The organism is Mesorhizobium sp. 131-2-1, from assembly GCF_016756535.1.
Taxonomy (GTDB): domain Bacteria; phylum Pseudomonadota; class Alphaproteobacteria; order Rhizobiales; family Rhizobiaceae; genus Mesorhizobium.
In genome coordinates this window covers 1,728,089-1,751,705 of the sequence record NZ_AP023247.1, presented here as the reverse complement: position 1 = coordinate 1,751,705, position 23,617 = coordinate 1,728,089, and the positions used below count along the sequence as shown (strand labels likewise).

The following is a 23,617-nucleotide window of genomic DNA, read 5'->3' as shown; positions in this document are numbered from 1 at the left end:
CGCGTGACAATTACGCGCAGTAATTTCGCGTGAACCACGCCTTGCGGCGGCGAGAAGCTCTGCCTATGGTTCCTGATGAATATGATTTCCCCCGAGACGGCGGCCAACAGCAAGCGCGCCTGGTTGAAGATCCTGGCGCGTTACAAGAAGCCTGACCGGCGGCGCAGCGCCATCGAGCTCGCCATCACCCTCATCCCTTTCGTCACGCTCTGGGCGCTGTCTTCGGCCGCCTATTCCTACGGTCATTGGTGGGGTTTGATCCTGATCGTTCCGGCGGCCGGCTTTCTGGTGCGGATTTTCATGATCCAGCACGATTGCGGCCACGGCTCTTTCTTCGCCAATCGCTATGCCGACGACTGGATCGGCCGCGTCCTCGGCGTGCTCACGCTGACGCCTTATGATTGCTGGCGGCGCGCCCACGCCACCCATCACGCCAGCGCCGGCAATCTCGACGAGCGCGGCATGGGCGACATCAGGACGCTGACCGTCGCCGAGTATCGGCAGCTATCCTGGCGCGGCCGCCTCGCTTACCGGCTCTATCGCCATCCGCTGGTGATGTTCGGCCTTGGTCCGATATGGCTCTTCATCTTCGAGCAGAGGCTGCCGGTCGGCATGATGCGCGGCGGCCTCACGCCCTGGGTATCGTCCATGGCGACCAATCTTGGCATCACGCTCGCCGCGGCAACGCTGATCTGGTGTGTCGGCCCCGGCGCCTTCCTGGTCGTCCATCTGCCGATCGTCATCCTCGCCGGCTCGGCAGGCGTCTGGCTGTTCTATGTCCAGCACCAGTTCGAGGAGACCGAATGGGCGAAGGATTCCGAATGGGAATTCCAGCACGCCGCGCTGCATGGTTCGTCCTACTACGACCTGCCGCCGGTGCTGAACTGGTTCACCGGCAATATCGGCGTCCACCACGTCCACCACCTCTCCGCCAAGGTGCCGTGCTATCGCTTGCCGGAAGTGCTGCGGGATTATCCGGAGCTGCGCCACATCGGCCGCGTCACGCTTCTCGACAGCCTGCGCTGTGTCAAGCTGGCGCTGTGGGACGAGAACCGTCGCAAGCTCGTATCGTTCCGCGAAGCGCGGATGACGACTGCATAGGGCAATCCCAGGAAAAGTGTGAAACGGTTAGGCTCGGCGACTTCGCCGTAGCCTTCCGTCCGGAACCACTTCAGACTGGCCGCCGCACCCGAAAGCGCGGCGGCTTCGCCGAAAGCCGTTCAGGCCGCCTTGCGTTCGTCGCGCATCAGCGCCTTGCCGTCGCGGATCTCGGTGCCGAGCACCTTCAGGCATTCGCGCATGAAGGCGGCAAGGCCGGGCCAGCCCTTCGCCGACACCAGATTGCCGTCGACATGGGCACCCGTCGGCGCGACGTCGATGTAGATGCCACCGGCGAGCGTCACCTCCGGCTCGCAATACTGCAGCGCCGCGACCTCGCGGCCGCGCACCACGCCATCGACCGCGATCAGGATCTGCACACCGTGGCAGATGGTGAAGATCGGCTTGCCGGTCTCATGGAAATGCCTGACCAGCGCCTGCACGCGCTTGTCGATGCGGATATATTCGGGCCCGCGCCCGCCAGCCGCGTAGACGGCATCGTAGTCGGCCGGGTTCACCTCGGCGAAGGTCTTGTTGAGGATGTAGTCGTGGCCGAGCTTTTCCGTATAGGTCTGGTGGCCTTCGAAATCGTGCAATGAGGTCTTCAGAATGTCGCCGGCCTTCTTGTCGGGGCAAACGACATGCACCGTATGGCCGACCGCGTGCATGGCCTGTTCGAAGACGAAAATCTCATACTCCTCGCTGAACTCGCCAACGAGCATCAGAATCTTCTTGCCTGCCATGTCGGTTCCTCCCTTAGCTGGCTATTTATTTCGAGCCGCGAAATAATAGCCTTATCCTAAGGGCAAGCGAGCCGGAGGGGAAGGCCAAAACGCAAGATTGGTCAGACCAGATTGATTCTATGGCACCAAGCCAGCAACGAAGCCAAGGCTTCCGGAGAAAAATCGGGCAAGCTGGTCCGACCAAGCAAGGTCAGGCGGCGGATCTGATCATATCCGCCGCCTTCTCCGCGATCATGATCGTCGGCGCGTTGGTGTTGCCGCCGACCAGCGTCGGCATCACCGAGGCGTCGACGACGCGCAGCCCTTCCAGCCCGCGCACTTTGAGCCGCGGGTCGACCACGGCCATGTCGTCGATGCCCATCCTGCAGGTGCCGGCGGGGTGATAGATCGTGTCGGCGCGGGCCCTGATATGCGCCATCAGCTCGGCGTCGCTGGCAGCGCCGGCGGTGTAGATTTCCTTCTGGCGATACCTGGTCAGCGCCGGCGCCTCCAAAATGCCGCGCATCATCCGCACGCCCCTGAGCAGAAGGTCGGCGTCGCGCTCGTCCTCGAGGAAGCGCGGGTCGATGCGCGGCGGCGCCAGCGGGTCCGGGCTGGACAGCCCGACCTCGCCGCGCGAATAGGGCCGCAGCACGCAGACATGGCAGGAGAAGCCATAGCCCATATGCAGCTTGCGGCCATGATCGTCGACGATGGCGATACAAAAATGCAGCTGCAGGTCGGGCCGTTCGATCGCCGGATCGGACTTGAGGAAGGCGCCGGCCTCGGCGTAGGGCGTGGCGATCATGCCGGTGCCGTCCCTGCGCCAGCGCAGCATATGCCTGATAAGGCTCGGCATGCCACGCAAGCCGATCCCCATCAGGTCCGTCTCGAGTGACTTCCAGGCCAGGATGAAATCGAGATGGTCCTGCAGGTTCTTGCCGACACCTGGCAGTTCGTGGACGAGCGGAATGCCGTGCACTGCCAGCTCGGCCGCCGGACCGATGCCCGACAAAAGCAGCAGCTGCGGCGAGCCGAACGCGCCGCCGCTAAGGATCACCTCGCGTTTGGCTTCCGCCACGGCTTCGCCTTTGCCGGCTTGGTAGCGCACGCCCTTCGCCCGCTTGCCGTCAAGCACGACGCCCGTCGCATGCGTGCCGGTAATCACTGTCAGATTCGGCCGGCTCATCGCCGGATGCAGATAGGCGGCCGCCGCCGAGCAGCGCTCGCCATTGCGGCGTTCACCCCAGAATTGCGTGACCTGGTAGAGCCCCGCCCCTTCCTGCTCCGGTCCGTTGAAGTCGTCGTTGCGGCGGATCTGGTTTTCACCGCAGGCCTCGACGAACGCTCTTGAAATCGAACGCGGCTCCTGCTGCTCGGCAACGCGCAGCGGGCCATCGCCGCCATGCAGCGCGTCGGCGCCGCGCTGGTTGCCCTCGGCGCGCCGGAAGTAGGGCAGCACCTCGTCCCACGACCAGCCGTCACAGCCGAGATCGGCCCATTCGTCATAGTCGCGGCGGTGGCCGCGCGTGTAGAGCATGGCGTTGATGGCGCTTGAGCCGCCCAGAGCCTTGCCGCGCGGCTGATAGCCCTTGCGGCCGTTGAGACCCTCCTGCGGCACCGTCTCGAGGGCCCAATTGTTGATCTTCGGCCGCCCCGGCAGCAGCGCGATGATACCGGCCGGCGCGCGGATCAAGAGATCCTTGCCTTCGCCGCCAGCCTCGATCAGGCAGACCGTCGTCGATGGATCTTCTGAAAGCCTGGCGGCAAGCGTGCAGCCGGCGGAACCGCCGCCGGCGATGACATAGTCGTAGCGCATCCTCTCCTCCCGGCGGATGTTTCCGTCCGTGGCGTCAGAGAAGGCTTGCTTGCACGCGTTGTAAAGACGTGAGCGAGTTACCGCAGGGTCAGCCGGCGCGTTTGCGTCGCCAGGAGTATTTCGGCCCCTTGGCCTCCGGCTCGGCGGCCGGCTGGTAGTAGAGCCCCAGCCCGCCGGTATGTCCGTCCTCCAGCCGCTTCAAAAGCACCGGGTTCGAGATTTCGAACTCGTCGAAACCGACCCGCAGCATATGCGGCAGCTGGTCGACCAGCACCTGGCCGGTAGCGCGGACGGCGCCCTCGAAATGGTGGCGGCTGCGCAGCAATTCGCCCTTGGAGAAGGAACGGCCGTCATTGAACGCCGGAAAGGCCAGCGCCACCAGCGACAACTGGTCGAGCAGGCCGACGATCTTGTCGAGCTCGTCGCCCGGCAGCAAGAGCACGCCGATGCGCTCCCTGGCCGGCTTGCGAGCCTCCGGGTCGAGCCCCAGGAACGCCTGCAGCGGCAGGATGAAGCGGCCATTGCCGGCCAGCGCCTCGGCGCTCTCGGCATGGGTCCAGTCGTCCTCGCGGAAGCCGTTCGGGGTCCAGAGACGGGTTTCCGATTTGGTCGGTTCAGTCATCAAAATTCCTAATGCCCTAAGAGTGCTAGGATATGTCGCTATTCAGGTCAGGCCGAGTCGAAAATGGTGGCTTCCGAGAACCGGAGCGGAGCGTACTTGAAGTACGTAAGCACCGGAAGCGCAGGAAGCTGCCGTTTGCAGGCCGGCCTCATCTGAATAGCGGCGTATCCTTAAAGTGATGCGTCGGTCAGCGACTTTTCTAGCCCCGACAGATGGATGCCGCACTCGGTCTTGGCATGCCCGGCCCAGCGGCCGCTGCGCGCGTCCTCGCCCGGCTGCACCGGCTGCGTGCACGGGAAGCAGCCGATCGACAGATAGCCATAGGCGACCAGTGGATTTTCGCGCAGCGCATGCTGGCGCATGTAGTCGGCCTGGTCCGAGGTCGTCCAGTGCGCCAGCGGATTGATGCGGATGCGCGAGCCGACGGCCTCGAAGACCGGAAGGGCGGCGCGTGTCGAGGCCTGGAAGCGCTTGCGCCCCGTGAACCAGGCGCGGAACGGCTCGACGCCACGCGCCATCGGCTCGACCTTGCGCACGTTGCAGCAGGCGTCGGTGTTGGTTTCGTGCAGCCTGCCCGTCGGATCGACGCGTTCGAGCGCGGCCTCCTCCGGCTTGATCACCCTGACATCGGTGAAGCCGAAATCGGCGACCAGCGCATCGCGATAGCCGAGCGTCTCCTCAAAATGCTTGCCGGTGTCGAGGAAGATCACCGGCAGCGCGCGGTCGACCTTGGCGATCATGTGCAGCAGCACGGCGGAATCGGCGCCGAAGGAGGAGACGGCGGCGATGCCGCCGCGAAACAACTCGTTCGCCGAACGCTCTATGACCTCGATCGGGCTGAGGTGCCCATAAAGCGCGTCGAGCCCCGCCGCCTCGGCGGCGACGCCGGCCTCGACATCGAGGACCCGGTCAAGCGGCCTTGGTTTCGCCAGCATAGAGCGCCTCCTTGAACGGCGCGGAACCGACTCTGCGGTAGGCGTCGATAAAACGTTCCGAGGGACTGAGCCGAAGGCCGAGATAGGTATCGACGATCTGCTCGATGGCGTCGGTGATCTCTTCCGACGAGAAGCCGCGGCCGATGATCTCGCCGACGGAGGTGTTCTCGTCGGCCGAGCCGCCGAGCGTCACCTGGTAGAGTTCCGAGCCCTTCTTCTCCACGCCGAGGATGCCGATATGGCCGACATGGTGGTGGCCGCAGGCATTGATGCAGCCGGAGATCTTCAGCTTCAGCTCGCCGATCTCGCGCTGCCGCTCGAGCGAGGCGAAGCGCTGCGAGATCTCCTGCGCCACCGGAATGGAACGCGCCGTCGCCAGCGCGCAATAGTCGAGGCCCGGGCAGGAGATGATATCGCTGATCAAATTGGAGTTCGCGGTCGCGAGACCAATGTCGACCAGCGCGTCGTAGACGGCCTTCAGATCGGCGCGCGCCACATGCGGCAGGATCAGGTTCTGCTCATGGCTGACGCGCAATTCGTCGAAGGCGTATTTCTCGGCGATGTCGGCGACTGCCTCCATCTGGCTGTCGCTGGCATCGCCCGGCACCTCGCCGATGCCCTTCAGAGAAATCGTCACCGCAGCATAGTCGGGGTGGCGATGCGTCACCACATTCTGGTCGAGCCATTCCGAGAAACTCTTGGAATCGAGCCGCGCCAGCTTCACCGCCGCGTCGCCTTCCGGCCGCTCGACCAGCGCCGGCGGCGCGAAATAGGAGTTGATGCCAGCGATGTCGGCTTCCGGCAGCTTCAGCTCGGCGTCCTTCAGCTCCTGCCACTCGGCCTCGACCTGGCGCGTGATCTCCTCGACGCCGGTCTCGTGGACGAGGATCTTGATGCGCGCCTTGTACTTGTTGTCGCGGCGGCCGTAGAGATTGTAAACGCGCAGGATCGCCGTGCAGTAGGACAAAAGGTCGGCTTCCGGCAGGAAGTCGCGGATCTTCCTGGCCACCATCGGCGTGCGCCCCTGGCCGCCGCCGACATAGACGGCGAAGCCGAGCTCGCCGGCAGCATTCTTCTTCAGGTGCAGGCCGATGTCGTGCGTCTGGATGGCGGCGCGGTCGCGCTCGGCCCCGGTCACCGCGATCTTGAACTTGCGCGGCAGGAACGAGAACTCCGGATGCACCGACGACCACTGGCGGAGAATCTCCGCATAGGGTCGCGGATCGGCGACCTCGTCGGCGGCGGCACCGGCGAAATGGTCGGCAGTGACATTGCGGATGCAGTTGCCGGAGGTCTGGATCGCATGCATCTCGACGCTGGCGAGATCGGCCAGGATCGCCGGAATGTCGGACAGCGCCGGCCAGTTGAACTGGATGTTCTGGCGCGTCGTGAAATGGCCGTAGCCCTTGTCGTATTTGCGCGCGATGTGGCCGAGCATGCGCATCTGCTTGCTGTTCAGCGTGCCATAGGGCACCGCGATGCGCAGCATATAGGCATGCAGCTGCAGGTAGACGCCGTTCATCAGCCTGAGCGGCCGGAACTGGTCCTCGGTGATCTCGCCGGCAAGCCGGCGCTGCACCTGGTCGCTGAACTCGGCGACGCGGGCCTGAACGAAATCGTGGTCGAACTCATCGTAACGGTACATGCTTCGTCTTTCAGGGCGCGTCCGCCCGCATTGCCTGTTTTGGTCTATGCCCGGACAGCTTCCGGGCTCGCCTGCTTGCCGAGATCGGCGCGGATGGTCGGCCCGGCGGCGCGGATCTTTTCGCGCAGCCGCACCGGCTCGACCAACCCGTCGACCACGATGACGTCGATCAGGTTGACGTCGACCACCTCGTTGTTGGCGTACGCCGCGGCGCCGATCGCTTCCAGCCGGTCCTCCGCCGCCTTGTCATGGGCGAGGTCGGCGCCACCGACCGTCTCCGCCCAGCCGCCATCGGCGTACCAGACGGCGATCCCGTCGGTGAGCCTGTTCGCGGTCAGAACCTTCATTGTTCTACTCCTTCGGCCGCTACGCTGGCCGTATCTTCATGCCTGTGTGCCGCGAGCGGCTCGGAACGGTCGAAATTGGCGCCGGCGACCGCGTCGCCGATGATGGTCATGACCGGGCCGGTGAGATCGGCGCGCGCCTCCAGCGACGGCAGGTCGGCCAGCGTGCCATGGAAGCGGCGGCGGGTGCCGAGGCTGGCATTCTCGACCACGGCGACCGCCGTGTCGGGCGAGAGCCCTGCCTCGATCAGCCGGCCGGCGACTTCGGCCGCGACCGAACGGCCCATATAGACGGCGACGGTGGCGCCGGAGATGGCGAGCTTGGCCCAGTCGGGCAGCGAATTGCCCTTGAGATCATGGCCCGTCGTGAACACCAGCGACGACGACACCCCGCGCAGCGTCAGCGGCAGTTCGAAATCGGCGGCCGCGGCGAAGGCGGCGGTGACGCCCGGAACCACCTCATAGGCGATGCCGGCATCGCGAAGTGCCGCCATTTCCTCGCCGGCGCGGCCAAACACCAGCGGGTCGCCCGACTTCAGCCGCACGACGCGCTTGCCCTCGCGGCCAAGCTCGACCAGCAGCGCGTTGATCTCTTCCTGGCTCTTCGAATGGCAGCCCTTGCGCTTGCCGACCGGCAGGCGTTCGGCGTCCCGGCGGCCCATGGCGACGATCGCCTCCGGCACCAGCGCGTCATGGACGATGACGTCGGCCTCCATCAGCAGGCGATGCGCCCGGAGCGTGAGCAGATCCTCGGCGCCCGGACCGGCGCCGACCAGCGCGATGTGACCCGAGGACGGCGCATTGGAGACAAGCAGTTCGACGGCGGCATCATGCGCCTGTGACAGTTCGCCGGCCTCAACGGCACGCGCCGGCGCGCCGGCGAAGAAATCGCGCCAGAAGCGGCGGCGGCCGGTGCCATTCGGCAGCCGCTCGGCGGCGCCGCGGAAGGAGGCGGCAAGCGTGGCCAGCGCGCCGAGCGACGGCGACAGCATGCGGTCGATGCGACCGCGCAGCATCTGGGCGAGAACCGGGCCGGCGCCTTCGGTGCCGATGGCGATGGCGACCGGCGCGCGATTGACCAGCGCCGGCGTGAAGAAATCGCAAAGCTCGGGCCGGTCGACCGCATTGACCGGAATGCCCAACCGGCGCGCATCCTCGGCAACACGGCGGTCGAGCACCTCCTCGCCGCTGGCGGCGAACACCAGGGCGGCACCTTCGAGATGCGCTGCCTCATAGGCGGCATCGATGTGGATGGCGCCGGTCGCGGCGATGAAGGCCAAAAGCTCGGCCTCGGGGGCTTGCGTGATGATGCGCAGCACGGCGCTCGACTGGCCAACGAGACGCGCCTTGGCCAGCGCCGCCTCGCCGCCGCCGACAATGGCCACGGCTTCGCCCTCGACCCGCATGAAGACGGGGAAGGCGTTGAGCTTGGCAATGGCCTGCGGCATGGCGAGCAGATTCCTGAACAGTTTGGCAGTTTTACGCGCGGGCGTGAAAAACCAGAAGGAAAGCACTCGCGCATCCCACGATGGCAGGCAATCGCTTTTTCGCAAGCGCGAAGAGCAGGAGAAAAAAATTCCACATGCGGGAGACGATCGGATTCAAGCCGCTGTTGCGGGCCCTGATCTAAGGCGTTTTTAGCCGCGAATGCTCCGTGCCGCAAAACAGATTTTTCTAAATTCTACCAATTCAGTAGATTAAAGCCGCCAAATTCGGAAGGGGCTCGATCGCGCCATTGAATGAGCGTTCGCCGAAATCGGAACATTCCTGCCTGAGAGGGCGTTTGCCATAAGGAACCCGCTCGGCCTCCCGCCGCAAATGGTTTCACCACACAGCAGAAGCAGGAGAAGCCGCATGAGCAATGTCACGCTGAAACATGGCCTTTGGATAATTGTCGCCGATGGCGAGAAGGCGCTGTTCCTGCGCAATGAGGGCAACACCCGCAATCCGGACCTGCAGGTCGTGCAGGAGATGGAGCAGGAGAACCCCGCCACGCGGGAGCAAGGCAGCGATCGCCCCGGCCGCTACAATGATGGGCCTTCCGTCCACCGCAGCGCGGTCGAGGACACCGACTGGCATCGCATCGGCAAGGACCGCTTCGCCGACGAAATCGCCGAGCGGCTCTACGGGCTCGCCAATCGCGGTGCCTTCAAGGAGATCGTGCTGATCGCGCCGCCGCAAGTGCTGGGCGAGATGCGTCGCAAGCTTCACAAATTGGTCGGCGACAAGGTAACGGCGGAAATTCCAAAGACGCTGACCAACCACACCATCCCCGGGATCGAGAGCCTGCTCCAGGCGGCTTGATGGCCAAGGCCCGGCGGACACAGTTCGTTCCGTCTGGCCTTTCTCGCCTTTGCCTTCGATTTCATGGCATTACGGGTTGCCTCGCGGTCGTCCGAACCCCCATATTGCGAAGGGCGGCGGCCTCGGGCGCCCCCATCCGACATCGTGATTTTTTGAAAGGCGCCCCATAGACAATGCCGCATGACACGCCCCTTATCGCCACCATCGTCGCCGGTCTGGGGCTGGCTTTCGTCTTCGGCGCGCTCGCCAACCGTTTCCGTATCCCGCCGCTGGTCGGCTACCTCGTAGCCGGCGTTCTGGTCGGGCCGAACACGCCGGGCTTCGTCGCCGACGCAAGCCTCGCCAACGAACTTGCCGAAATCGGCGTCATCCTGCTGATGTTCGGCGTCGGCCTGCATTTCTCGCTCAAGGACCTGCTGTCGGTCCGCGCCATCGCCGTGCCCGGCGCCATCGTCCAGATCGGCTTCGCCACGCTACTCGGCGTCGGCCTTGCCTGGCTGCTCGGCTGGTCGTTGGGCGCCGGCCTGGTCTTCGGCCTAGCGCTGTCCGTCGCCTCGACGGTGGTGCTGCTGCGCGCCTTGCAGGAGCGGCGGTTGATCGAGACCGAGCGCGGCCGCATCGCCGTCGGCTGGCTGATCGTCGAGGACCTCGCCATGGTGCTGGCGCTGGTGCTTTTGCCGGCGCTGGCAGGCGTGCTCGGCGGAGTGCCGCAGGCCGACGACCATGCCAGCCTGCTGGCGCTGCCGGCGAGCTACGGCATCTGGGGCGTCGTCGGGGTCACGCTGGCCAAGGTGGTGGCCTTCGTCATCGTCATGCTGGTGGTCGGCCGCCGCGTCATCCCCTGGATCCTGCATTATGTCGCCCATACCGGGTCGCGCGAGCTGTTCCGGCTGGCGGTGCTGGCGATTGCCTTGGGCGTCGCCTTCGGGGCGGCAAAACTGTTCGGCGTCTCGCTGGCGCTGGGCGCCTTCTTCGCCGGCATGATCATGAGCGAATCCGAGCTCAGCCACCGGGCGGCCGAGGAATCGTTGCCGCTGCGCGACGCCTTCTCGGTGCTGTTCTTCGTCTCGGTCGGCATGTTGTTCGACCCGTTCGGCCTGGTCAGCAATGGCTGGCCGATCCTGGCGACGCTGGCCATCATCGTCGTCGGCAAGTCGCTGGCCGCCTTCGTCATCGTCGTCGCCTTCCGCTATCCAATCGCAACGGCGCTGATGATTTCGGCCAGCCTGGCCCAGATCGGTGAGTTCTCCTTCATCCTGGCCGAGCTCGGCGTCGGGCTGAAGCTCCTGCCCGAACAGGGCCGTGACCTGATCCTCGCCGGCGCCATCCTGTCGATCCTGCTCAATCCGCTGATGTTCCTCGTTGTCGACTGGATGAAGCCCTGGTTGGAGGCGCGTGCCGCCAAGACCGCTCCAGCCGAGGAGGCAAAGCCGCTTGGCCCGGCGACAGAGCCCGGCCAGGTGGCTTCGGTAGCGGCTTCACCGCCAACGGAAGACGGCCCGCCACCGAAAACCTCACTTGCCGGTCATTCCATCCTGATTGGCTACGGCCGTGTCGGCAGCCTGGTCGGAGCGGCGCTGAAGCAGGCCGCCCTGCCCTTCCTGGTGATCGAGGACGCCGACAAGACGCTGGAAAAACTCGAGGCGGACGGCATCGAGACCGTCGCCGGCAACGCCGCCAATGCGGGCGTCTTTTCAGCCGCCAATCCGGGAGGCGCCAAGCGGCTGATCCTCGCCATCCCCAACGCCTTCGAGGCCGGCCAGGTGGTGCTCAGGGCGCGCGCCGCCAATCCCGGCATCAGCGTGATCGCGCGAGCTCATTCCGATGCCGAGGTCGAGCATCTCAAAGGCCTCGGCGCCGACGCAGTGATCATGGGCGAGCGAGAAATTGCCCGCGGTATCGTCGAAGAGGTGCTTGGCCACAGGCCAGACGCGGCCGAACCGTCCGCTGCCTGAACCGATCCTGCACGATGGCTGACGGCAGATAGCCCGGTGGATGCCAACCGCCCGCCCGCAGGCTGGTTGATCACGCCACGAATGCGGAGCCGCCGTTTTGCGCGATGTCGCTGAGATATCTTGCCGGCGGCTTGCCCAGCGCCTTCTTGAACATGGTGATGAAGGCCGTGACGGACTCGTAGCCGAGATCGCCCGAGACCCGCTGCACGCTGGCGCCCGAGGCCAGTTCCCTTAACGCGACGATCAGGTGCAGTTGCTGGCGCCAGCGTCCGAAGGTCAGTCCGGTCTCCTTCATCACGAGGCGCGCCAGGCTGCTCTCGCTGAGCGCCACGCGCTTTGCCCATTCCGCCAATGTGCTGCGGTCGGCGGGATCGTCGGCCAGCGCTTCGGCGATCCGCCGCAAGCGCGGCTCGGCCGAGATCGGCAGGTGCAATTGCTGTACCGGCATGAGTGGCAGCTCGGCGAGCAGGACCTTTCCCAGGAAACCGCACCTTCGGTCCTCCGGCGCGCAATCCGACAGCTCGATGATCAGCTCGCGCAGCAGCGGCGATATCGAAAGCGTGCAGCAGCGGTCCGGCAATTCCGCCGCGCCCGGCTCGATATAGACGAAGAAGATCCGCGCGTTGGCGGTCGCGATGTTGCTGTGCTCCATACGGCTCGGCACCCAGACCCCGCAATGCGGCGGCACCATCCAAAGGCCGCCGGGAACGCGGCAGGTGACCCCGCCGCCGAGCGCGAAAACGAGCTGCCCTTTGCGATGCCAATGTGACGGCACCTCGGCCTTGGTCTCGGTCACGTCGACGCGAACGGCGATCGCTGGCGCAACTACGTCGTCGACATCGAAATCCAGCCAGGGCCAGCGGAGCGGCTGTCTCATGCTTGACTGCTTTTAGCGATCATTTGGCATTATATCTAAATTCTTCAACCCCGAAAGTCGATAAGGTCCTGCCGTCATCGTCGCAATCGATCACGTTCCGAACCGCCAATTTCAAAGGTGGGCCATGCTTGCTCTCGCTATCTCTTCCGACAGCCCCGACAGGCTGAAGCTCACCGAGACGGACTAGCCAAACTGCAATGCGCATGAAGCATTGGTGGCTGTCCACGCAACCTCGTTGAACCGCGGTGAACTGCGCCTGCTCACCATCCGCCCGAAGGGCTGGATCCCCGGCCAGGACGTCGTAGGCGTCGTCGAACGTGCAGCAGCCGATGGCTCCGGGCCCGCCGTCGGCGCCCGGGTTGCGGCTTTGGTCGACGAGCACGGCTGGGCCGAACGCGTCGCCATTCCGACCGACCGTCTCGCCGTCCTGCCGGATGCGGTCGGCTTCGTCCCGGCAGCCACGCTGCCGGTCGCGAGCACGACGGCGCTGAGGACGCTACGCCAGGGCGGCGACCTGGTCGGCCAGCGGGTCCTTATCACCGGCGCAAGCGGCGCGGTGGGTCGTTTCCAGATCCAGCTTGCCCGCCAGCAAGGCGGGTTCGTGACCGCGGTCGCCGCCGCGCGGCATCAAGAGGATCTGCGCGCCCTTGGGGCCGAACAGGTCGTCGAGTCGATCGAGCTGGCCGAGGGGCCGTTTTCGCTGATCACCGAGTCGATCGGCGGCGAAAGCCTGGCGCACGCGATCGAACGCGTCGCACCTGGCGGCACCATTGTCATGTTCGGTTCGAGCAGCGGCGAACTCACGCCCGTTGGATTCCGCCAGTTCGTTCCGGGTCACGAGGGGGCGAGGCTGCAGACCTTCGCCTACTACACATCGGGTCCTGCCATTGGCGTGGATATCGCCTCGCTGCTTAACCTGGTCGCGGCTGGCCGACTGGACACCCGGGTCGCCTTGACCGTGCCGTGGACCGAAATCGGCCACGCCCTGGACGCGCTGCGACAGCGCAGCTTCAGCGGCAAGGCAGTCCTCACCATGACCGGATGAGCCGTCCCTGGCTCGAAGTCAGCCGCTCACACGTGCTGGCCGCCATTGATGTGGATTTCCGAGCCGGTCACATAGGACGCCTGCTGCGAGCACAGGAAGAAGATGATGTCGGCGACTTCCGCCGTGGCGCCGAGGCGCCTGAGCGGGATCGTCTCAACGATCTTGTCGGTGCCGGGCGACAGGATCGCTGTATCGATCTCGCCCGGCGCGATCGCGTTGACGCGGATGCCGTGCGGGCCGAAATCATGCGCCATCTCGCGCGTCAGCGAGCCGAGCGCCGCCTTCGACGTCGCATAGGCTGTACCGGCGAACGGGTGCACACGGGTACCGGCGATCGAGGTGACGTTGACGATCGAGCCCTTGGCCGCCGCCAGTTCCTTGAACAGGCCCCGCGCCAGCATGATCGGCGCGAAGAAATTGACCTGGAACACGTCGCGCCAGACATGCATCGGCGTGTCTATCGAATTCATGCGGCTGTTGCCGTCCTTCAGCTTCGGCGAGATGCCGGCATTGTTGACCAGCGCGTTGAGCTGGCCGCCATGCGCCTCCAGCCGGTGACGTATCTCCGAGACGGCGATGCCGACATCCTCCTGATCGGCGAGATCGACCTTGATATGGTCCTCCGGCCCGGCCGGCCAGGGACAGTCCTCGGCGAAAGCCTGGCGCGAGCAGGTGATGACGCGCCAGCCCTCGCGCGAAAAGCGCTTCACCGTCGCATGGCCAATGCCGCGGCTGGCGCCGGTCAGCACGATGGTTTTCCTGGTGTCGAGTTCAGCCATGTCGCGGTCTCCGGCCGGACATGTAGCGGAAGGCGGCGGCGCTGGCGAGGGGCGAGTTCCGTGATCCCGAAAAGTGGCAACCGGTTTTCGGAAAAGAACACAGTCAAACAAGGAGATAGAGCCCATCCCGGCTCTGCCGGGATGGAACGCGCTCAGCCACCACTGAGGATGTCGAGAATCGACGTCTTTCGCTTCTTGGTCGGGCCGCCGACGTCGCCCGGCGGAACCGGATGGCCGACCGAGGCGGTGGTCCCGCCATCGCTCGGCATGTCGAACCCATCGGCGTCGACCGTTTCCGCCGGACGTGCCTGCCGCGTCGGCGCCTTGGCAACAGGCGCCGACTGACCGACCGACGCTTGCGGCACCGGCGCCGGCTGCGAGGCGTCGGCCGACGGTATCTCGTCGGGCACGACGGTGTCGGACGGCGTCGACTTCCAGGTCCCGGGCAGCGGCCTCGCCGGCACGCCCTCATGCGCCGCGACCATGAATTCGTGCCAGGCCTGCGCCGGCAGCGCGCCGCCGGTGACCTTTTTCATCGGGCTGCCGTCATCATTGCCGAACCAGACGCCGGTGGTGAGGTTGGCGGTGTAGCCGACGAACCAGGCGTCACGCGAATTCTGGCTGGTGCCGGTCTTGCCTGCCGACGGCCAGGCGAAGGCCGCCTTCTTGGCGGTGCCGGTCTCGACCGTGCCGGTCATCATCGAATTCATCATGCCGACAATGTCCTGCCTGACGACGCGCGGCGCGCTGCCGCCATTGTTGTCGTAGAGTACCTTGCCGTCGGCCGTGGTCACGCGGCGGATGAAATGGATGTCCGGCTTGTAGCCGCCATTGGCGAACGGCACATACGCCGAGGTCAGCTCCAGCGGCGTCACTTCCGACGTGCCGAGCGCGATCGAGGTGTTCGACTGCAGATCGGACTGGATGCCCATGCGGTGCGCCGCCTCGACCACCGCGTCGGGCCCGACCTCCATGGTGAGCTGGGCGGCGACAGAGTTCAGCGATTTCGCCAGCGCGGTCGCCAGCGTCACCTTGCCGTAGTATTTGCCGCCGTAATTGTCGGGCGTCCATTTGCCGATCTTGATCGGCGCGTCGTTGCGCACGCTGTCCGGCGTGCGGCCGGCCTCGAGCGCGGCCATGTAGACGAAGGGCTTGAAGGCCGAGCCCGGCTGGCGGCGCGCTTCTGAGGCGCGGTCGAACTGGCTGGTCGAATAGTCGTAGCCGCCGACCATGGCGCGCACGGCGCCGGAATCGTCGATCGACACCAGCGCGCCCTGCGTGACGTTGAGCTTCTTGCCGCTCTCGTCGATCAGCCGCCGGATCGACTGCTCGGCAAGGTTCTGCAAGGTGAGATCGACGGTCGTGTCGACGACGATATCGCCACGCACGTCGCCGATCAGGTCGGGCAGCTCGCCCATGATGGTGTCGGCGACATAGTTCTCCGAACCGGTCCAGTAGGACGGCGCGCGCGTCGCCGGCGCGCTCATCGCGCTCGTCAGCTCCTTGCCGCTGATCTTGCCTTCGTCGCGCATGGCCGCGAGCACGAGTTGCGCCCGCTCCTCGGCCGCCTTCGGGTCGCGCGCCGGCGACAGCCGCGACGGCGCCTTGAGCAGACCGGCGAGGAGAGCCGCCTCGGAGAGCGTCACGTCACGCGCGCTCTTGCCGAAATAGCGCCGCGAGGCCGCTTCCACGCCATAGGCGCCGGAGCCGAAATAGACCCGGTTGAGGTACATTTCGAGGATCTGGTCCTTGGTGTGCTTGTGCTCCAGCCACAGCGCCAAGAGCACCTCCTGCACTTTGCGCTCGAGCGTGCGGTCCGGCGTCAGGAACAGGTTCTTGGCCAGCTGCTGCGTCAGCGTCGAGCCGCCCTGCGAGAAATGCCCGCCGAGCACGTTGGTGACCATGGCGCGCGAGAGCCCGATCGGATCGATGCCGATATGCGAATAGAAGCGGCGATCCTCGATGGCGACGACGGCCTCGGGGATGTAGGGCGACATCTCGTGCAGGCCGACGGCCTCGCCGCCGCTCATGCCGCGATTGGCGATGAGCTGTCCGTCGACCGAGACGATCTTGATGTTGGGCGCGCGGTCGGGGATCGACCAGGTGGTCGCCGCCGGCATCTTGGCGCCGTAATAGACGACGATGCCGGCCGCCGCGATGCCGCCCCAGATGGTCAGCACGAAGCACCAGTAGACCAGCCGGGCGAGAATGCCGAACAGGCCGCGCCGGCTGCGATCGCGCCCGCGCCGCGACGACTTCTTGGCCGGCTTGCGTCTAGCGGCGGATTTGCGACTGCCCGGCACGACGCGATCCTCCTCGCTCACCGAAAACCCGGCCGAGGATTGCGCCTGGGGCGGTCCGTCGAAGCTCGGTTCGATGCGACTGTCTCTGCGGTTCGCCATGCGCTGCGCTGTCCCGGTGCCTATGGCGCTCCGGGTGCAGAGTAGATGCGGCGGTTTAAAGGCGGGTTAAGTCGGGAAAATTCAAAGAGATTGATAATCAAATGCTTGGCAAGCCGCCGGTTACAGCCTCTCGCGGCTACGGTTGCCGTCATGGTCCAGCAGCGCGTGTAGCGTTTGCGGCGCGGCGGCGGCGCTGCCTGCCCGAAGCCTGCGAGCCTCTGCCCCGGCTGGATCATCCGGCCGGGACAGAAGCAGGCGCTAGCGGCTAAAGCCTGAACCAGATCCAGACGCGCCGGCGATAGCAGCGCCTGTGCAGGCGGCCATACCGCCAATAGTGGCGACAGTACCGTCTCCAGGCACGCCGCCTTCTGCGCCGATGCCACCGATGCCAATGGCGATGCGAGACGGTTTGCAGCTCCGCTTCGGTGCCGTCGTCCTCCCAGGCCTGCTTGTCCTGCGCCTCGAGCTCGTCGAGGATACCGCTTCTGGCGTCCGGAATGCCGGCCACGGCGCTGAGGGGCCGAACCGCGCTGACGACTGCGGCCGCCCCCGCCAAGCCCAGCATGCCCGTCAAGAATAATCGGCGATCCATAGAAACCTCCCAATCTGCCAATCAGTGAACCGGGGTCCACGAAAGGGAAGTAGCGCGGCGGTTGCAAAAGCCCAGGGGATCGCGCGGCAACCGGAGAGGCGGCCCGGGTGAAAGCCGATAGACGAGCCGGTCAAGCGGTCGGCGCCACTGGCGCCGACCCGATCCCATCAATTCTGCTGGATCGAAATGCCCTTGTCGTCGATCTTGAGCTCGACGCCCTTCGGCCGGGTTTGCTCGCGGTATACATAGACGCCCAGCGCGATGACCACGACCAGTAGCGCGCCGATGATCAGATAGAGCGTGTTCTGCTTCATCGCGCGCCCTCGATGCCCACGCCAGGCATCAAGCCTGCTTCACCAGCTTGATCAGCACCAGCAGGATCACCGCGCCGATGGTGGAGTGGATGATCGCGGCAAGAATGCCGCCGCCGATGGCGAACCCCAGCCTTGGGAAGAGCCAGCCGGCGATCAAGGCGCCAACGATGCCGACGACGATATTGCCGATCAGGCCGAAGCCGAAACCCTTGACGATCAGGCCGGCGAGCCAGCCGGCGATGGCGCCGATGATGATGAAGACGAGAAGGCTTTCGATACCCATTGCGCTTTCCTCTGAGCAGGAGGGCGACAGAGGGGCGAGCCCCCGAATCGGCCTCGATATCAACGGGTTCAGGCTAAGCCAAAGCAATCCTGCCCGCCAGCGGCCGACCTAAGCTCTTTGTCTTGACGCAACTCCGGACGGAAAACCGCTTCACACTTTTCCTGGAATTGCTTAGTCGTCATCGTCGCTGGAAGCAGGCCGCCAGCTGGTCGGTTCGACCTTCTTCTGGGTGGTACTGTCGATATAGGTCCACCAGCCGCCGTCGCGAAATTGCGCGATCGACTCGTTGATCACCCCATTGCCGTCCTTCCAGTAGACGGTGACCTTGGAGCCGTCGGTCGGCGCGCTTGATATCGGCTTTCTCTCCGCCATGTCGTCCTCCCGAGGCCGTCAGCTATGGGCGAAGATATCCTCCTCGCCCCAGCCCATCAGGTCGAGTTTGGCACGCGTCGGCAGGAAGCGGAAGCAGGCGTCCGCCTCCTTCGTGCGGCCTTCGCGCGCCAGCCGCGCGGCCAGCACCTCGCGCAGCCGGTGCAGATAGAGCACATCGGAGGCGGCATATTCGAGCTGTTCGGGCGACAAAGTCTCCGCCGCCCAGTCTGACGATTGCTGCACCTTCGACAGGGTGACTCCGAGAAGCTCGCCGCAAATGTCCTTCAGCCCATGCCGGTCGGTATAGGTGCGGGTCAGGCGCGAGGCGATCTTGGTGCAGAACACCGGCTCCGCCGTTGCGCCGAAGGCGTTGTAGAGCACCGCGATGTCGAAGCGGCCGTAATGGAACAGCTTGGTGACGCTGCGGTTGCGCAGTAGGCTGACCAGGTTCGGCGCCTTCTTCTGGCCAGGCGCGATCTGGATGACGTCGGCGCTGCCGTCGCCGGGCGAGATCTGCACGACACAGAGCCGATCCCGATGCGGGTTCAAGCCCAACGTCTCGGTGTCGATGGCCACTGCCCCAACGTTGTAGTGGGACAGGTCGGGCAAGTCGTTCTTGTGGAAGCGGATGTCGCTCATCATTGTCTCCGGATCGCGGCGTGCGCCATTCGTTTCGTCCTCACCGCGATCCGACGAAAAATCAACAGAAACTTGTCTTTCCGCCGCCTCAACGCGTCAGTGCGTCGAGAATGCGGGCCCAGGAACGCTGCCCCCTGTGGAAGGAAGTGAGCTCGTATTTCTCGTTGGGCGAGTGGATGCGGTCGTCGTCGAGGCCGAAACCGACCAGCAGCGACTCAAGGCCGAGATAGGTCTGGAAATCGCCGACCACCGGGATCGAGCCGCCGCCGCCAGTGATCACCGCCTGTTTCGCCCATTCCTCGGACAGTGCCTCCTTGGCCTTGGCCAGGAACGGCGAGTCGTAGGAAAGCTGGATCGCCGGCGAGCCGCCATGCGGGTGGAATTCGACCGAACAGTCAGCCGGAATGCGCTCCCGCACGAATGCCTCGAACGCGGCGCGGATCTTCTTGGGGTCCTGCTTGTGGACGAGGCGGAACGACACCTTGGCCGAGGCCTCCGCCGCGATCACCGTCTTGAAGCCCTTGCCGGTATAGCCGCCGATAATGCCGTTGAACTCCGCTGTCGGCCGCGCCCAGGTCAGTTCGAGCACCGAACGGCCCTTTTCGCCGGCCGGGATCGAAAGGCCGACGGGCCCGAGGAAGCTCTCGGCGGTCTCGCCAAGCGTCTCCCACGATGTCAGCACCTGCGAGGGCGTTTCCTCGACGCCGTCATAGAAGCCCGGAATGGTGACGCGGCCGTCCTGGTCGTGGATATCGGCCAGGATCCTGGCCAGTATGCGGATTGGGTTGGCCGCGGGGCCGCCATAAAGCCCCGAATGCAGGTCGCGGTTGGCGGCCTTGACGACAACTTCCTCGCCGACCATGCCGCGCAGCGAGACGCAGATCGACGGCGTCTCGCGGTCCCACATGCTGGTGTCGCAGACCAGCGCGAAATCAGTCTTGAGCTCGGCCTTGTTGGCGTCGAGGAACGGCTTCAGCGACGGCGAGCCGGACTCTTCTTCGCCTTCGAACAGGATGGTGACGCGGCACGGCAAATTGCCATACACCTGCTTCCAGGCGCGGCAGGCTTCGACGAAGGTCATCAACTGCCCCTTGTCGTCGGCGGAGCCTCGTCCTGTGATCACCTTGCGGCCGGGCTCGATCTCCTTGATCCCCGGCGCGAACGGATCGTTTTCCCACAACTCAATCGGATCGACCGGCTGCACGTCGTAGTGGCCGTAAAACAGCACATGCGGGGCGCCGGCCGGTCCTTCATGATGCGCCACCACCATCGGATGGCCGGGAGTGTCGCGCACGCTGGCGTCGAAGCCGATCAGCTTCAACTCGGCCACCAGCCATTCGGCCGCCGTGCGGCAGTCGTCGGCATAGGCCGGGTCGGTGGAGATCGACTTGATCCCGAGCAGGCCGAACAGCCGCTCGAGGCTCTGGTCGAGATTTTTGTCGAGACGGTCGAGGACGGGGGAGATTCTGGACATTTCTGGCCTTTCGATTTTTGCGCCGACCCTAAAGGGACGAGCCGAAAACGAAAAGCCGGGATCGTTGGACCAAGGCTGTTTGGGCGCCGAAAAACATTCAGACCGATAATGTCGGACCTGAAGACGAAAAAAGCCGCCGTGGTGGAGGGGGAACCACGGCGGCCTTACTCGAAACGTTGCGGCAGCCCGGAGAGGGGGGATAGGCTGCCGCAGTTGTCCGGGATAGGCGGGGGACGGGCCTTGCTCCGGACTTCGGCGAAAACTGCCGATGGCCCTTATTTGGGTCTGTGAACGTGGCGATTCAAGGGCACCAGTATTACACTTTTGTAACATGCGCGTGAGCGCGCAGACCTGCCGGTGCCGGTCTGTCAGGGTGTTGCCGGAACCAGTGGGCTCAGCCGCCTTTGGCATGGACCGCGCCGTCTTGCCGCGCTATCCCTGCCGGCATGAAAAAAGGCGATCATCTCTTTCTTGTCGACGGTTCCGGCTACATTTTCCGCGCCTATCACGCGCTGCCGCCGCTCAACCGCAAATCCGACGGCTTGCCGACCAATGCCGTGCTCGGCTTCTGCAACATGGTGTGGAAGCTGATGCAGGACGCCCGCAACACCGATGTCGGCGTCGTGCCGACGCATTTCGCCGTCATCTTCGACTATTCGTCCAAAACCTTCCGCAGCGAGCTCTATCCGGAATACAAGGCAAACCGCTCGGCGCCGCCCGAGGACCTGATCCCGCAATTCGGCCTGATCCGCCAGGCAACCGTAGCCTTCAACCTGCCCTGCATCGAAATGGAAGGGTTCGAGGCCGACGACATCATCGCCACCTATTGCCGGCTGGCCCGCGAGGCCGGCGCCGACGCAACCATCATCTCTTCCGACAAGGATTTGATGCAGCTGGTCGGCCCCACCGTCGGCATGTACGACCCGATGAAGGACCGCCAGATCGGCGTTCCCGAGGTGATCGAGAAATGGGGCGTGCCGCCGGAGAAGATGATCGACCTGCAGGCGCTGACCGGCGACTCCGTCGACAACGTGCCGGGTGTTCCCGGTATCGGGCCGAAGACCGCGGCGCAGTTGCTGGAACAGTTCGGCGACCTCGACGGGCTGCTTGAGCGCGCCTCCGAGATCAAGCAGGAGAAGCGGCGCGAAACCATCATCGCCAATGCCGACAAGGCGCGCATCTCGCGTCAGCTGGTGACGCTGAAGAACGACATTCCGATGAAGGAGAGCCTGGACGAACTGGTGCTGCATGCGCCGGACGGCCCGAAACTGATCGGCTTCCTGAAGACGATGGAATTCACCACGCTGACCCGCCGCGTCGGCGAAGCGACCGCAACCGAGATTGGCGACGTCCAGGCTTCCACCGTTACCGTCGAGCGCGCCGACACCGCGCACGGCCCCGATGTCGGCGCCGGCGCGCCGCCGGCCGCGCCCAACGGCAACGGCGCCGCAAAACCGGCCGTCAGGGGCGAAAACGCCCCGCCGCAGGGCGACACCCCGTCCCTGCTCTCGGCGCTTCGCCTTGAGCAGGCGTCAGCCGGCAAGATCGACACATCGGCCTATGTCGCCATTCGCGATGCGGCGACCTTGAAGGACTGGATCGCCGAGGCAAGGAATGCCGGCGTCCTTGCCTTCGACACAGAGACCACCTCGCCCGACCCGATGCAGGCCGAGCTGGTCGGCCTGTCCATGGCAATCGCGCCTGGCCGCGCCGCCTATGTGCCGCTGGTTCACAAGAGCGGCAACGGCGACCTGCTCGGCGGCGGCTTGCTCGACAACCAGATCCCCATCCGCGAAGCGCTGGCGCTGCTCAAGCCGCTGCTCGAGGACCGGTCGGTCCTCAAGATCGTCCAGGACCTGAAATACGACGTCGTCGTGATGAGCCGCCACGGCATCGAAATAGGGCCGTTCGACGACACCATGCTGATCTCCTACGTGCTCGACGCCGGCACGTCAGGCGGCCACGACCTGGCCGGGCTTTCGGAGAAATGGCTGGGCCATGCGCCAGCCTCGAAGAAGGAGCTTGCCGGATCGGGAAAGAGCGCCATCGGCTTCGACCAGGTCGATATCGAGCGCGCGACCGCCTACGCCGCCGAACAGGCCGACATTGCGCTGAGGCTCTGGCAGGTGCTGAAGCCAAGGCTTGCCGCCAAGGGGCTTGTTTCCGTCTATGAACGCCTGGAGCGGCCGCTGGTGCCGGTGCTGGCCCGCATGGAGCAGCGCGGCATCTCCGTTGACCGGCAGATCCTGTCCAGGCTGTCGGGCGAGCTGGCGCAAGGTGCCGCCCGCGTCGAGGAGGAGATCTACGGGATCGTCGGCGAGCGCATCAACATCGGCTCGCCCAAGCAGCTCGGCGACATATTGTTCGGCAAGATGGGCCTGCCGGGCGGCTCGAAGACCAAGACCGGGCAATGGTCGACCTCGGCGCAGCTGCTCGAAGACCTTGCCGCCGAAGGCCACGAGCTGCCGCGCAAGATCGTCGACTGGCGTCAGCTGACCAAGCTGAAGTCGACCTACACCGATGCGCTGCCCGGCTTCATCAATCCCGGCACCAGGCGCGTGCACACCTCCTACGCGCTTGCGGCGACGACGACCGGCCGGCTGTCGTCCTCAGATCCCAATCTGCAGAACATCCCGGTGCGCACCGCCGAAGGCCGCAAGATCAGGACGGCCTTCATCGCCGAGAAGGGCCACAAGCTGGTCTCGGCCGACTACAGCCAGATCGAATTGCGCGTGCTTGCCCACGTTGCCGAGATCCCGCAGCTCAAGCAGGCCTTCGCCGACGGCGCCGACATCCACGCCATCACCGCGTCCGAGATGTTCAACGTGCCGGTCGAAGGCATGCCTTCGGAAGTGCGCCGCCGCGCCAAGGCGATCAATTTCGGCATCATTTACGGCATTTCGGCCTTCGGTCTCGCCAACCAGCTGTCGATCCCGCGCGACGAGGCCGGCGCATACATCAAGAAGTACTTCGAACGCTTCCCCGGCATCCGCGACTACATCGAGGCGACCAAGGCCTACGCGCGCGAACACGGCTTCGTCGAAACCATCTTCGGCCGCCGCATCCACTATCCGGAGATACGGTCATCCAACCCGTCGATCCGCGCCTTCAACGAGCGCGCCTCGATTAACGCCAGGCTGCAGGGCACCGCCGCCGACATCATCCGCCGCGCCATGGTCCACATGGAGGAGGCGCTGGAGAAGGCGGGCCTGTCGGCCCGCATGTTGCTCCAGGTGCATGACGAGTTGATCTTCGAGACGGTGGAGGCCGAGGTCGAGGCGACGCTCCCCGTCGTGCGCCGTGTGATGGAGAACGCGCCGATGCCGGCGGTGTCGATGTCGGTGCCGCTGCATGTCGATGCGCGGGCCGCCAACAATTGGGACGAGGCGCATTGAT

Annotated in this window: 20 protein-coding genes; 5 read left to right on the top strand and 15 right to left on the bottom strand. The window is 65.2% G+C overall.

The features are described 5' to 3' along the window. Positions 1-75: 75 nt before the first annotated feature. Positions 76-1,101 (top strand): fatty acid desaturase, encoded by a 1,026-nt coding sequence (locus tag JG743_RS08580; RefSeq protein ID WP_202299428.1) that lies wholly within the window; start codon positions 76-78, stop codon positions 1,099-1,101. A gap of 119 nt (positions 1,102-1,220) precedes the next feature. On the opposite strand, the gene JG743_RS08575 is transcribed toward JG743_RS08580, so the two are convergent. The 7 genes from JG743_RS08575 to cysG all read right to left on the bottom strand — a co-directional run bounded on the left by JG743_RS08575 (position 1,221) and on the right by cysG (position 8,633). Then, a complete protein-coding gene (locus JG743_RS08575; protein ID WP_008874278.1) occupies positions 1,221-1,841 on the bottom strand; it encodes a DJ-1/PfpI family protein in 621 nt (206 codons plus the stop codon). A gap of 190 nt (positions 1,842-2,031) precedes the next feature. After that, positions 2,032-3,639 carry a GMC family oxidoreductase gene (locus JG743_RS08570; RefSeq protein WP_202299426.1) on the bottom strand — a complete coding sequence of 536 codons (1,608 nt, stop codon included), beginning with the start codon at positions 3,637-3,639 and terminating at the stop codon, positions 2,032-2,034. A gap of 88 nt (positions 3,640-3,727) precedes the next feature. Next, positions 3,728-4,261: a DUF934 domain-containing protein gene (locus tag JG743_RS08565; protein WP_202299424.1), complete on the bottom strand. Its 534-nt coding sequence runs from the start codon at positions 4,259-4,261 to the stop codon at positions 3,728-3,730. A 170-nt stretch (positions 4,262-4,431) separates the two neighbouring features. Beyond that, entirely contained in the window at positions 4,432-5,196 is a 765-nt protein-coding gene (locus tag JG743_RS08560; protein WP_202299422.1) for a phosphoadenylyl-sulfate reductase, read from the bottom strand. Then, entirely contained in the window at positions 5,171-6,841 is a 1,671-nt protein-coding gene (locus JG743_RS08555; RefSeq protein ID WP_202299420.1) for a nitrite/sulfite reductase, read from the bottom strand. The genes JG743_RS08560 and JG743_RS08555 overlap by 26 nt, the downstream gene beginning before the upstream one ends. Positions 6,842-6,885: 44 nt before the next feature. Next, positions 6,886-7,188 (bottom strand): DUF2849 domain-containing protein, encoded by a 303-nt coding sequence (locus JG743_RS08550; RefSeq protein ID WP_202299419.1) that lies wholly within the window; start codon positions 7,186-7,188, stop codon positions 6,886-6,888. After that, positions 7,185-8,633: a siroheme synthase CysG gene (cysG, locus tag JG743_RS08545; RefSeq protein WP_202299417.1), complete on the bottom strand. Its 1,449-nt coding sequence runs from the start codon at positions 8,631-8,633 to the stop codon at positions 7,185-7,187. Before cysG ends, JG743_RS08550 begins: the two co-directional genes overlap by 4 nt. A gap of 406 nt (positions 8,634-9,039) precedes the next feature. On the opposite strand from cysG, the gene JG743_RS08540 reads away from it, so the two are divergent. After that, entirely contained in the window at positions 9,040-9,489 is a 450-nt protein-coding gene (locus JG743_RS08540) for a baeRF12 domain-containing protein (RefSeq protein WP_202299415.1), read from the top strand. 173 nt (positions 9,490-9,662) lie between these two features. Next, on the top strand, positions 9,663-11,444 hold the full coding sequence (gene ybaL / locus JG743_RS08535) for a YbaL family putative K(+) efflux transporter (protein WP_202299406.1): 1,782 nt from the start codon (positions 9,663-9,665) through the stop codon (positions 11,442-11,444). Positions 11,445-11,514: 70 nt separating this feature from the next. On the opposite strand, the gene JG743_RS08530 is transcribed toward ybaL, so the two are convergent. Next, entirely contained in the window at positions 11,515-12,321 is an 807-nt protein-coding gene (locus tag JG743_RS08530; protein ID WP_202299404.1) for an AraC family transcriptional regulator, read from the bottom strand. A 211-nt stretch (positions 12,322-12,532) separates the two neighbouring features. On the opposite strand from JG743_RS08530, the gene JG743_RS08525 reads away from it, so the two are divergent. Further along, positions 12,533-13,366 carry a zinc-binding dehydrogenase gene (locus tag JG743_RS08525; RefSeq protein ID WP_446720889.1) on the top strand — a complete coding sequence of 278 codons (834 nt, stop codon included), beginning with the start codon at positions 12,533-12,535 and terminating at the stop codon, positions 13,364-13,366. 26 nt (positions 13,367-13,392) lie between these two features. On the opposite strand, the gene JG743_RS08520 is transcribed toward JG743_RS08525, so the two are convergent. The 7 genes from JG743_RS08520 to JG743_RS08490 form a co-directional block, all read right to left on the bottom strand. Next, positions 13,393-14,145 carry an SDR family NAD(P)-dependent oxidoreductase gene (locus JG743_RS08520; RefSeq protein WP_202299402.1) on the bottom strand — a complete coding sequence of 251 codons (753 nt, stop codon included), beginning with the start codon at positions 14,143-14,145 and terminating at the stop codon, positions 13,393-13,395. A gap of 152 nt (positions 14,146-14,297) precedes the next feature. Further along, positions 14,298-16,547, bottom strand: a complete 2,250-nt coding sequence (locus JG743_RS08515; protein ID WP_202299400.1) for a transglycosylase domain-containing protein — start codon at positions 16,545-16,547, stop codon at positions 14,298-14,300. Between the two features lie 759 nt (positions 16,548-17,306). Beyond that, positions 17,307-17,453, bottom strand: coding sequence for a hypothetical protein (locus JG743_RS08510; RefSeq protein WP_127282378.1), 147 nt, complete (start codon positions 17,451-17,453; stop codon positions 17,307-17,309). A 28-nt stretch (positions 17,454-17,481) separates the two neighbouring features. Next, the gene (locus tag JG743_RS08505; RefSeq protein ID WP_202299398.1) at positions 17,482-17,736 is read right to left on the bottom strand and encodes a GlsB/YeaQ/YmgE family stress response membrane protein; all 255 of its coding nucleotides are present in this window, start codon (positions 17,734-17,736) and stop codon (positions 17,482-17,484) included. Between the two features lie 171 nt (positions 17,737-17,907). After that, positions 17,908-18,108 (bottom strand): hypothetical protein, encoded by a 201-nt coding sequence (locus JG743_RS08500; protein ID WP_202299390.1) that lies wholly within the window; start codon positions 18,106-18,108, stop codon positions 17,908-17,910. 18 nt (positions 18,109-18,126) lie between these two features. Further along, the gene (locus JG743_RS08495) at positions 18,127-18,747 is read right to left on the bottom strand and encodes a ribonuclease D (protein WP_202299388.1); all 621 of its coding nucleotides are present in this window, start codon (positions 18,745-18,747) and stop codon (positions 18,127-18,129) included. A gap of 88 nt (positions 18,748-18,835) precedes the next feature. After that, positions 18,836-20,221 carry a M20/M25/M40 family metallo-hydrolase gene (locus JG743_RS08490; protein WP_202299386.1) on the bottom strand — a complete coding sequence of 462 codons (1,386 nt, stop codon included), beginning with the start codon at positions 20,219-20,221 and terminating at the stop codon, positions 18,836-18,838. Positions 20,222-20,667: 446 nt separating this feature from the next. Here JG743_RS08490 and polA point away from each other — a divergent pair, with 446 nt between their 5' ends. Beyond that, the gene (polA, locus tag JG743_RS08485; protein ID WP_202299384.1) at positions 20,668-23,616 is read left to right on the top strand and encodes a DNA polymerase I; all 2,949 of its coding nucleotides are present in this window, start codon (positions 20,668-20,670) and stop codon (positions 23,614-23,616) included. Position 23,617 lies beyond the last annotated feature (1 nt).

Excerpts from the sequence above, each read along its gene's own strand:
- JG743_RS08560 (WP_202299422.1), bottom strand. The coding sequence starts at position 5,196 with ATGCTGGCGAAACCAAGGCCGCTTGACCGGGTCCTCGATGTCGAGGCC.
- JG743_RS08580 (WP_202299428.1), top strand. The coding sequence starts at position 76 with ATGAATATGATTTCCCCCGAGACGGCGGCCAACAGCAAGCGCGCCTGG.
- JG743_RS08550 (WP_202299419.1), bottom strand. The coding sequence starts at position 7,188 with ATGAAGGTTCTGACCGCGAACAGGCTCACCGACGGGATCGCCGTCTGG.
- JG743_RS08490 (WP_202299386.1), bottom strand. The coding sequence starts at position 20,221 with ATGTCCAGAATCTCCCCCGTCCTCGACCGTCTCGACAAAAATCTCGAC.
- JG743_RS08515 (WP_202299400.1), bottom strand. The coding sequence starts at position 16,547 with ATGGCGAACCGCAGAGACAGTCGCATCGAACCGAGCTTCGACGGACCG.
- JG743_RS08570 (WP_202299426.1), bottom strand. The coding sequence starts at position 3,639 with ATGCGCTACGACTATGTCATCGCCGGCGGCGGTTCCGCCGGCTGCACG.
- JG743_RS08540 (WP_202299415.1), top strand. The coding sequence starts at position 9,040 with ATGAGCAATGTCACGCTGAAACATGGCCTTTGGATAATTGTCGCCGAT.
- cysG (WP_202299417.1), bottom strand. The coding sequence starts at position 8,633 with ATGCCGCAGGCCATTGCCAAGCTCAACGCCTTCCCCGTCTTCATGCGG.
- ybaL (WP_202299406.1), top strand. The coding sequence starts at position 9,663 with ATGCCGCATGACACGCCCCTTATCGCCACCATCGTCGCCGGTCTGGGG.
- JG743_RS08510 (WP_127282378.1), bottom strand. The coding sequence starts at position 17,453 with ATGAAGCAGAACACGCTCTATCTGATCATCGGCGCGCTACTGGTCGTG.
- JG743_RS08555 (WP_202299420.1), bottom strand. The coding sequence starts at position 6,841 with ATGTACCGTTACGATGAGTTCGACCACGATTTCGTTCAGGCCCGCGTC.
- JG743_RS08520 (WP_202299402.1), bottom strand. The coding sequence starts at position 14,145 with ATGGCTGAACTCGACACCAGGAAAACCATCGTGCTGACCGGCGCCAGC.
- JG743_RS08500 (WP_202299390.1), bottom strand. The coding sequence starts at position 18,108 with ATGGCGGAGAGAAAGCCGATATCAAGCGCGCCGACCGACGGCTCCAAG.
- JG743_RS08505 (WP_202299398.1), bottom strand. The coding sequence starts at position 17,736 with ATGGGTATCGAAAGCCTTCTCGTCTTCATCATCATCGGCGCCATCGCC.
- polA (WP_202299384.1), top strand. The coding sequence starts at position 20,668 with ATGAAAAAAGGCGATCATCTCTTTCTTGTCGACGGTTCCGGCTACATT.
- JG743_RS08575 (WP_008874278.1), bottom strand. The coding sequence starts at position 1,841 with ATGGCAGGCAAGAAGATTCTGATGCTCGTTGGCGAGTTCAGCGAGGAG.
- JG743_RS08495 (WP_202299388.1), bottom strand. The coding sequence starts at position 18,747 with ATGAGCGACATCCGCTTCCACAAGAACGACTTGCCCGACCTGTCCCAC.
- JG743_RS08530 (WP_202299404.1), bottom strand. The coding sequence starts at position 12,321 with ATGAGACAGCCGCTCCGCTGGCCCTGGCTGGATTTCGATGTCGACGAC.
- JG743_RS08565 (WP_202299424.1), bottom strand. The coding sequence starts at position 4,261 with ATGACTGAACCGACCAAATCGGAAACCCGTCTCTGGACCCCGAACGGC.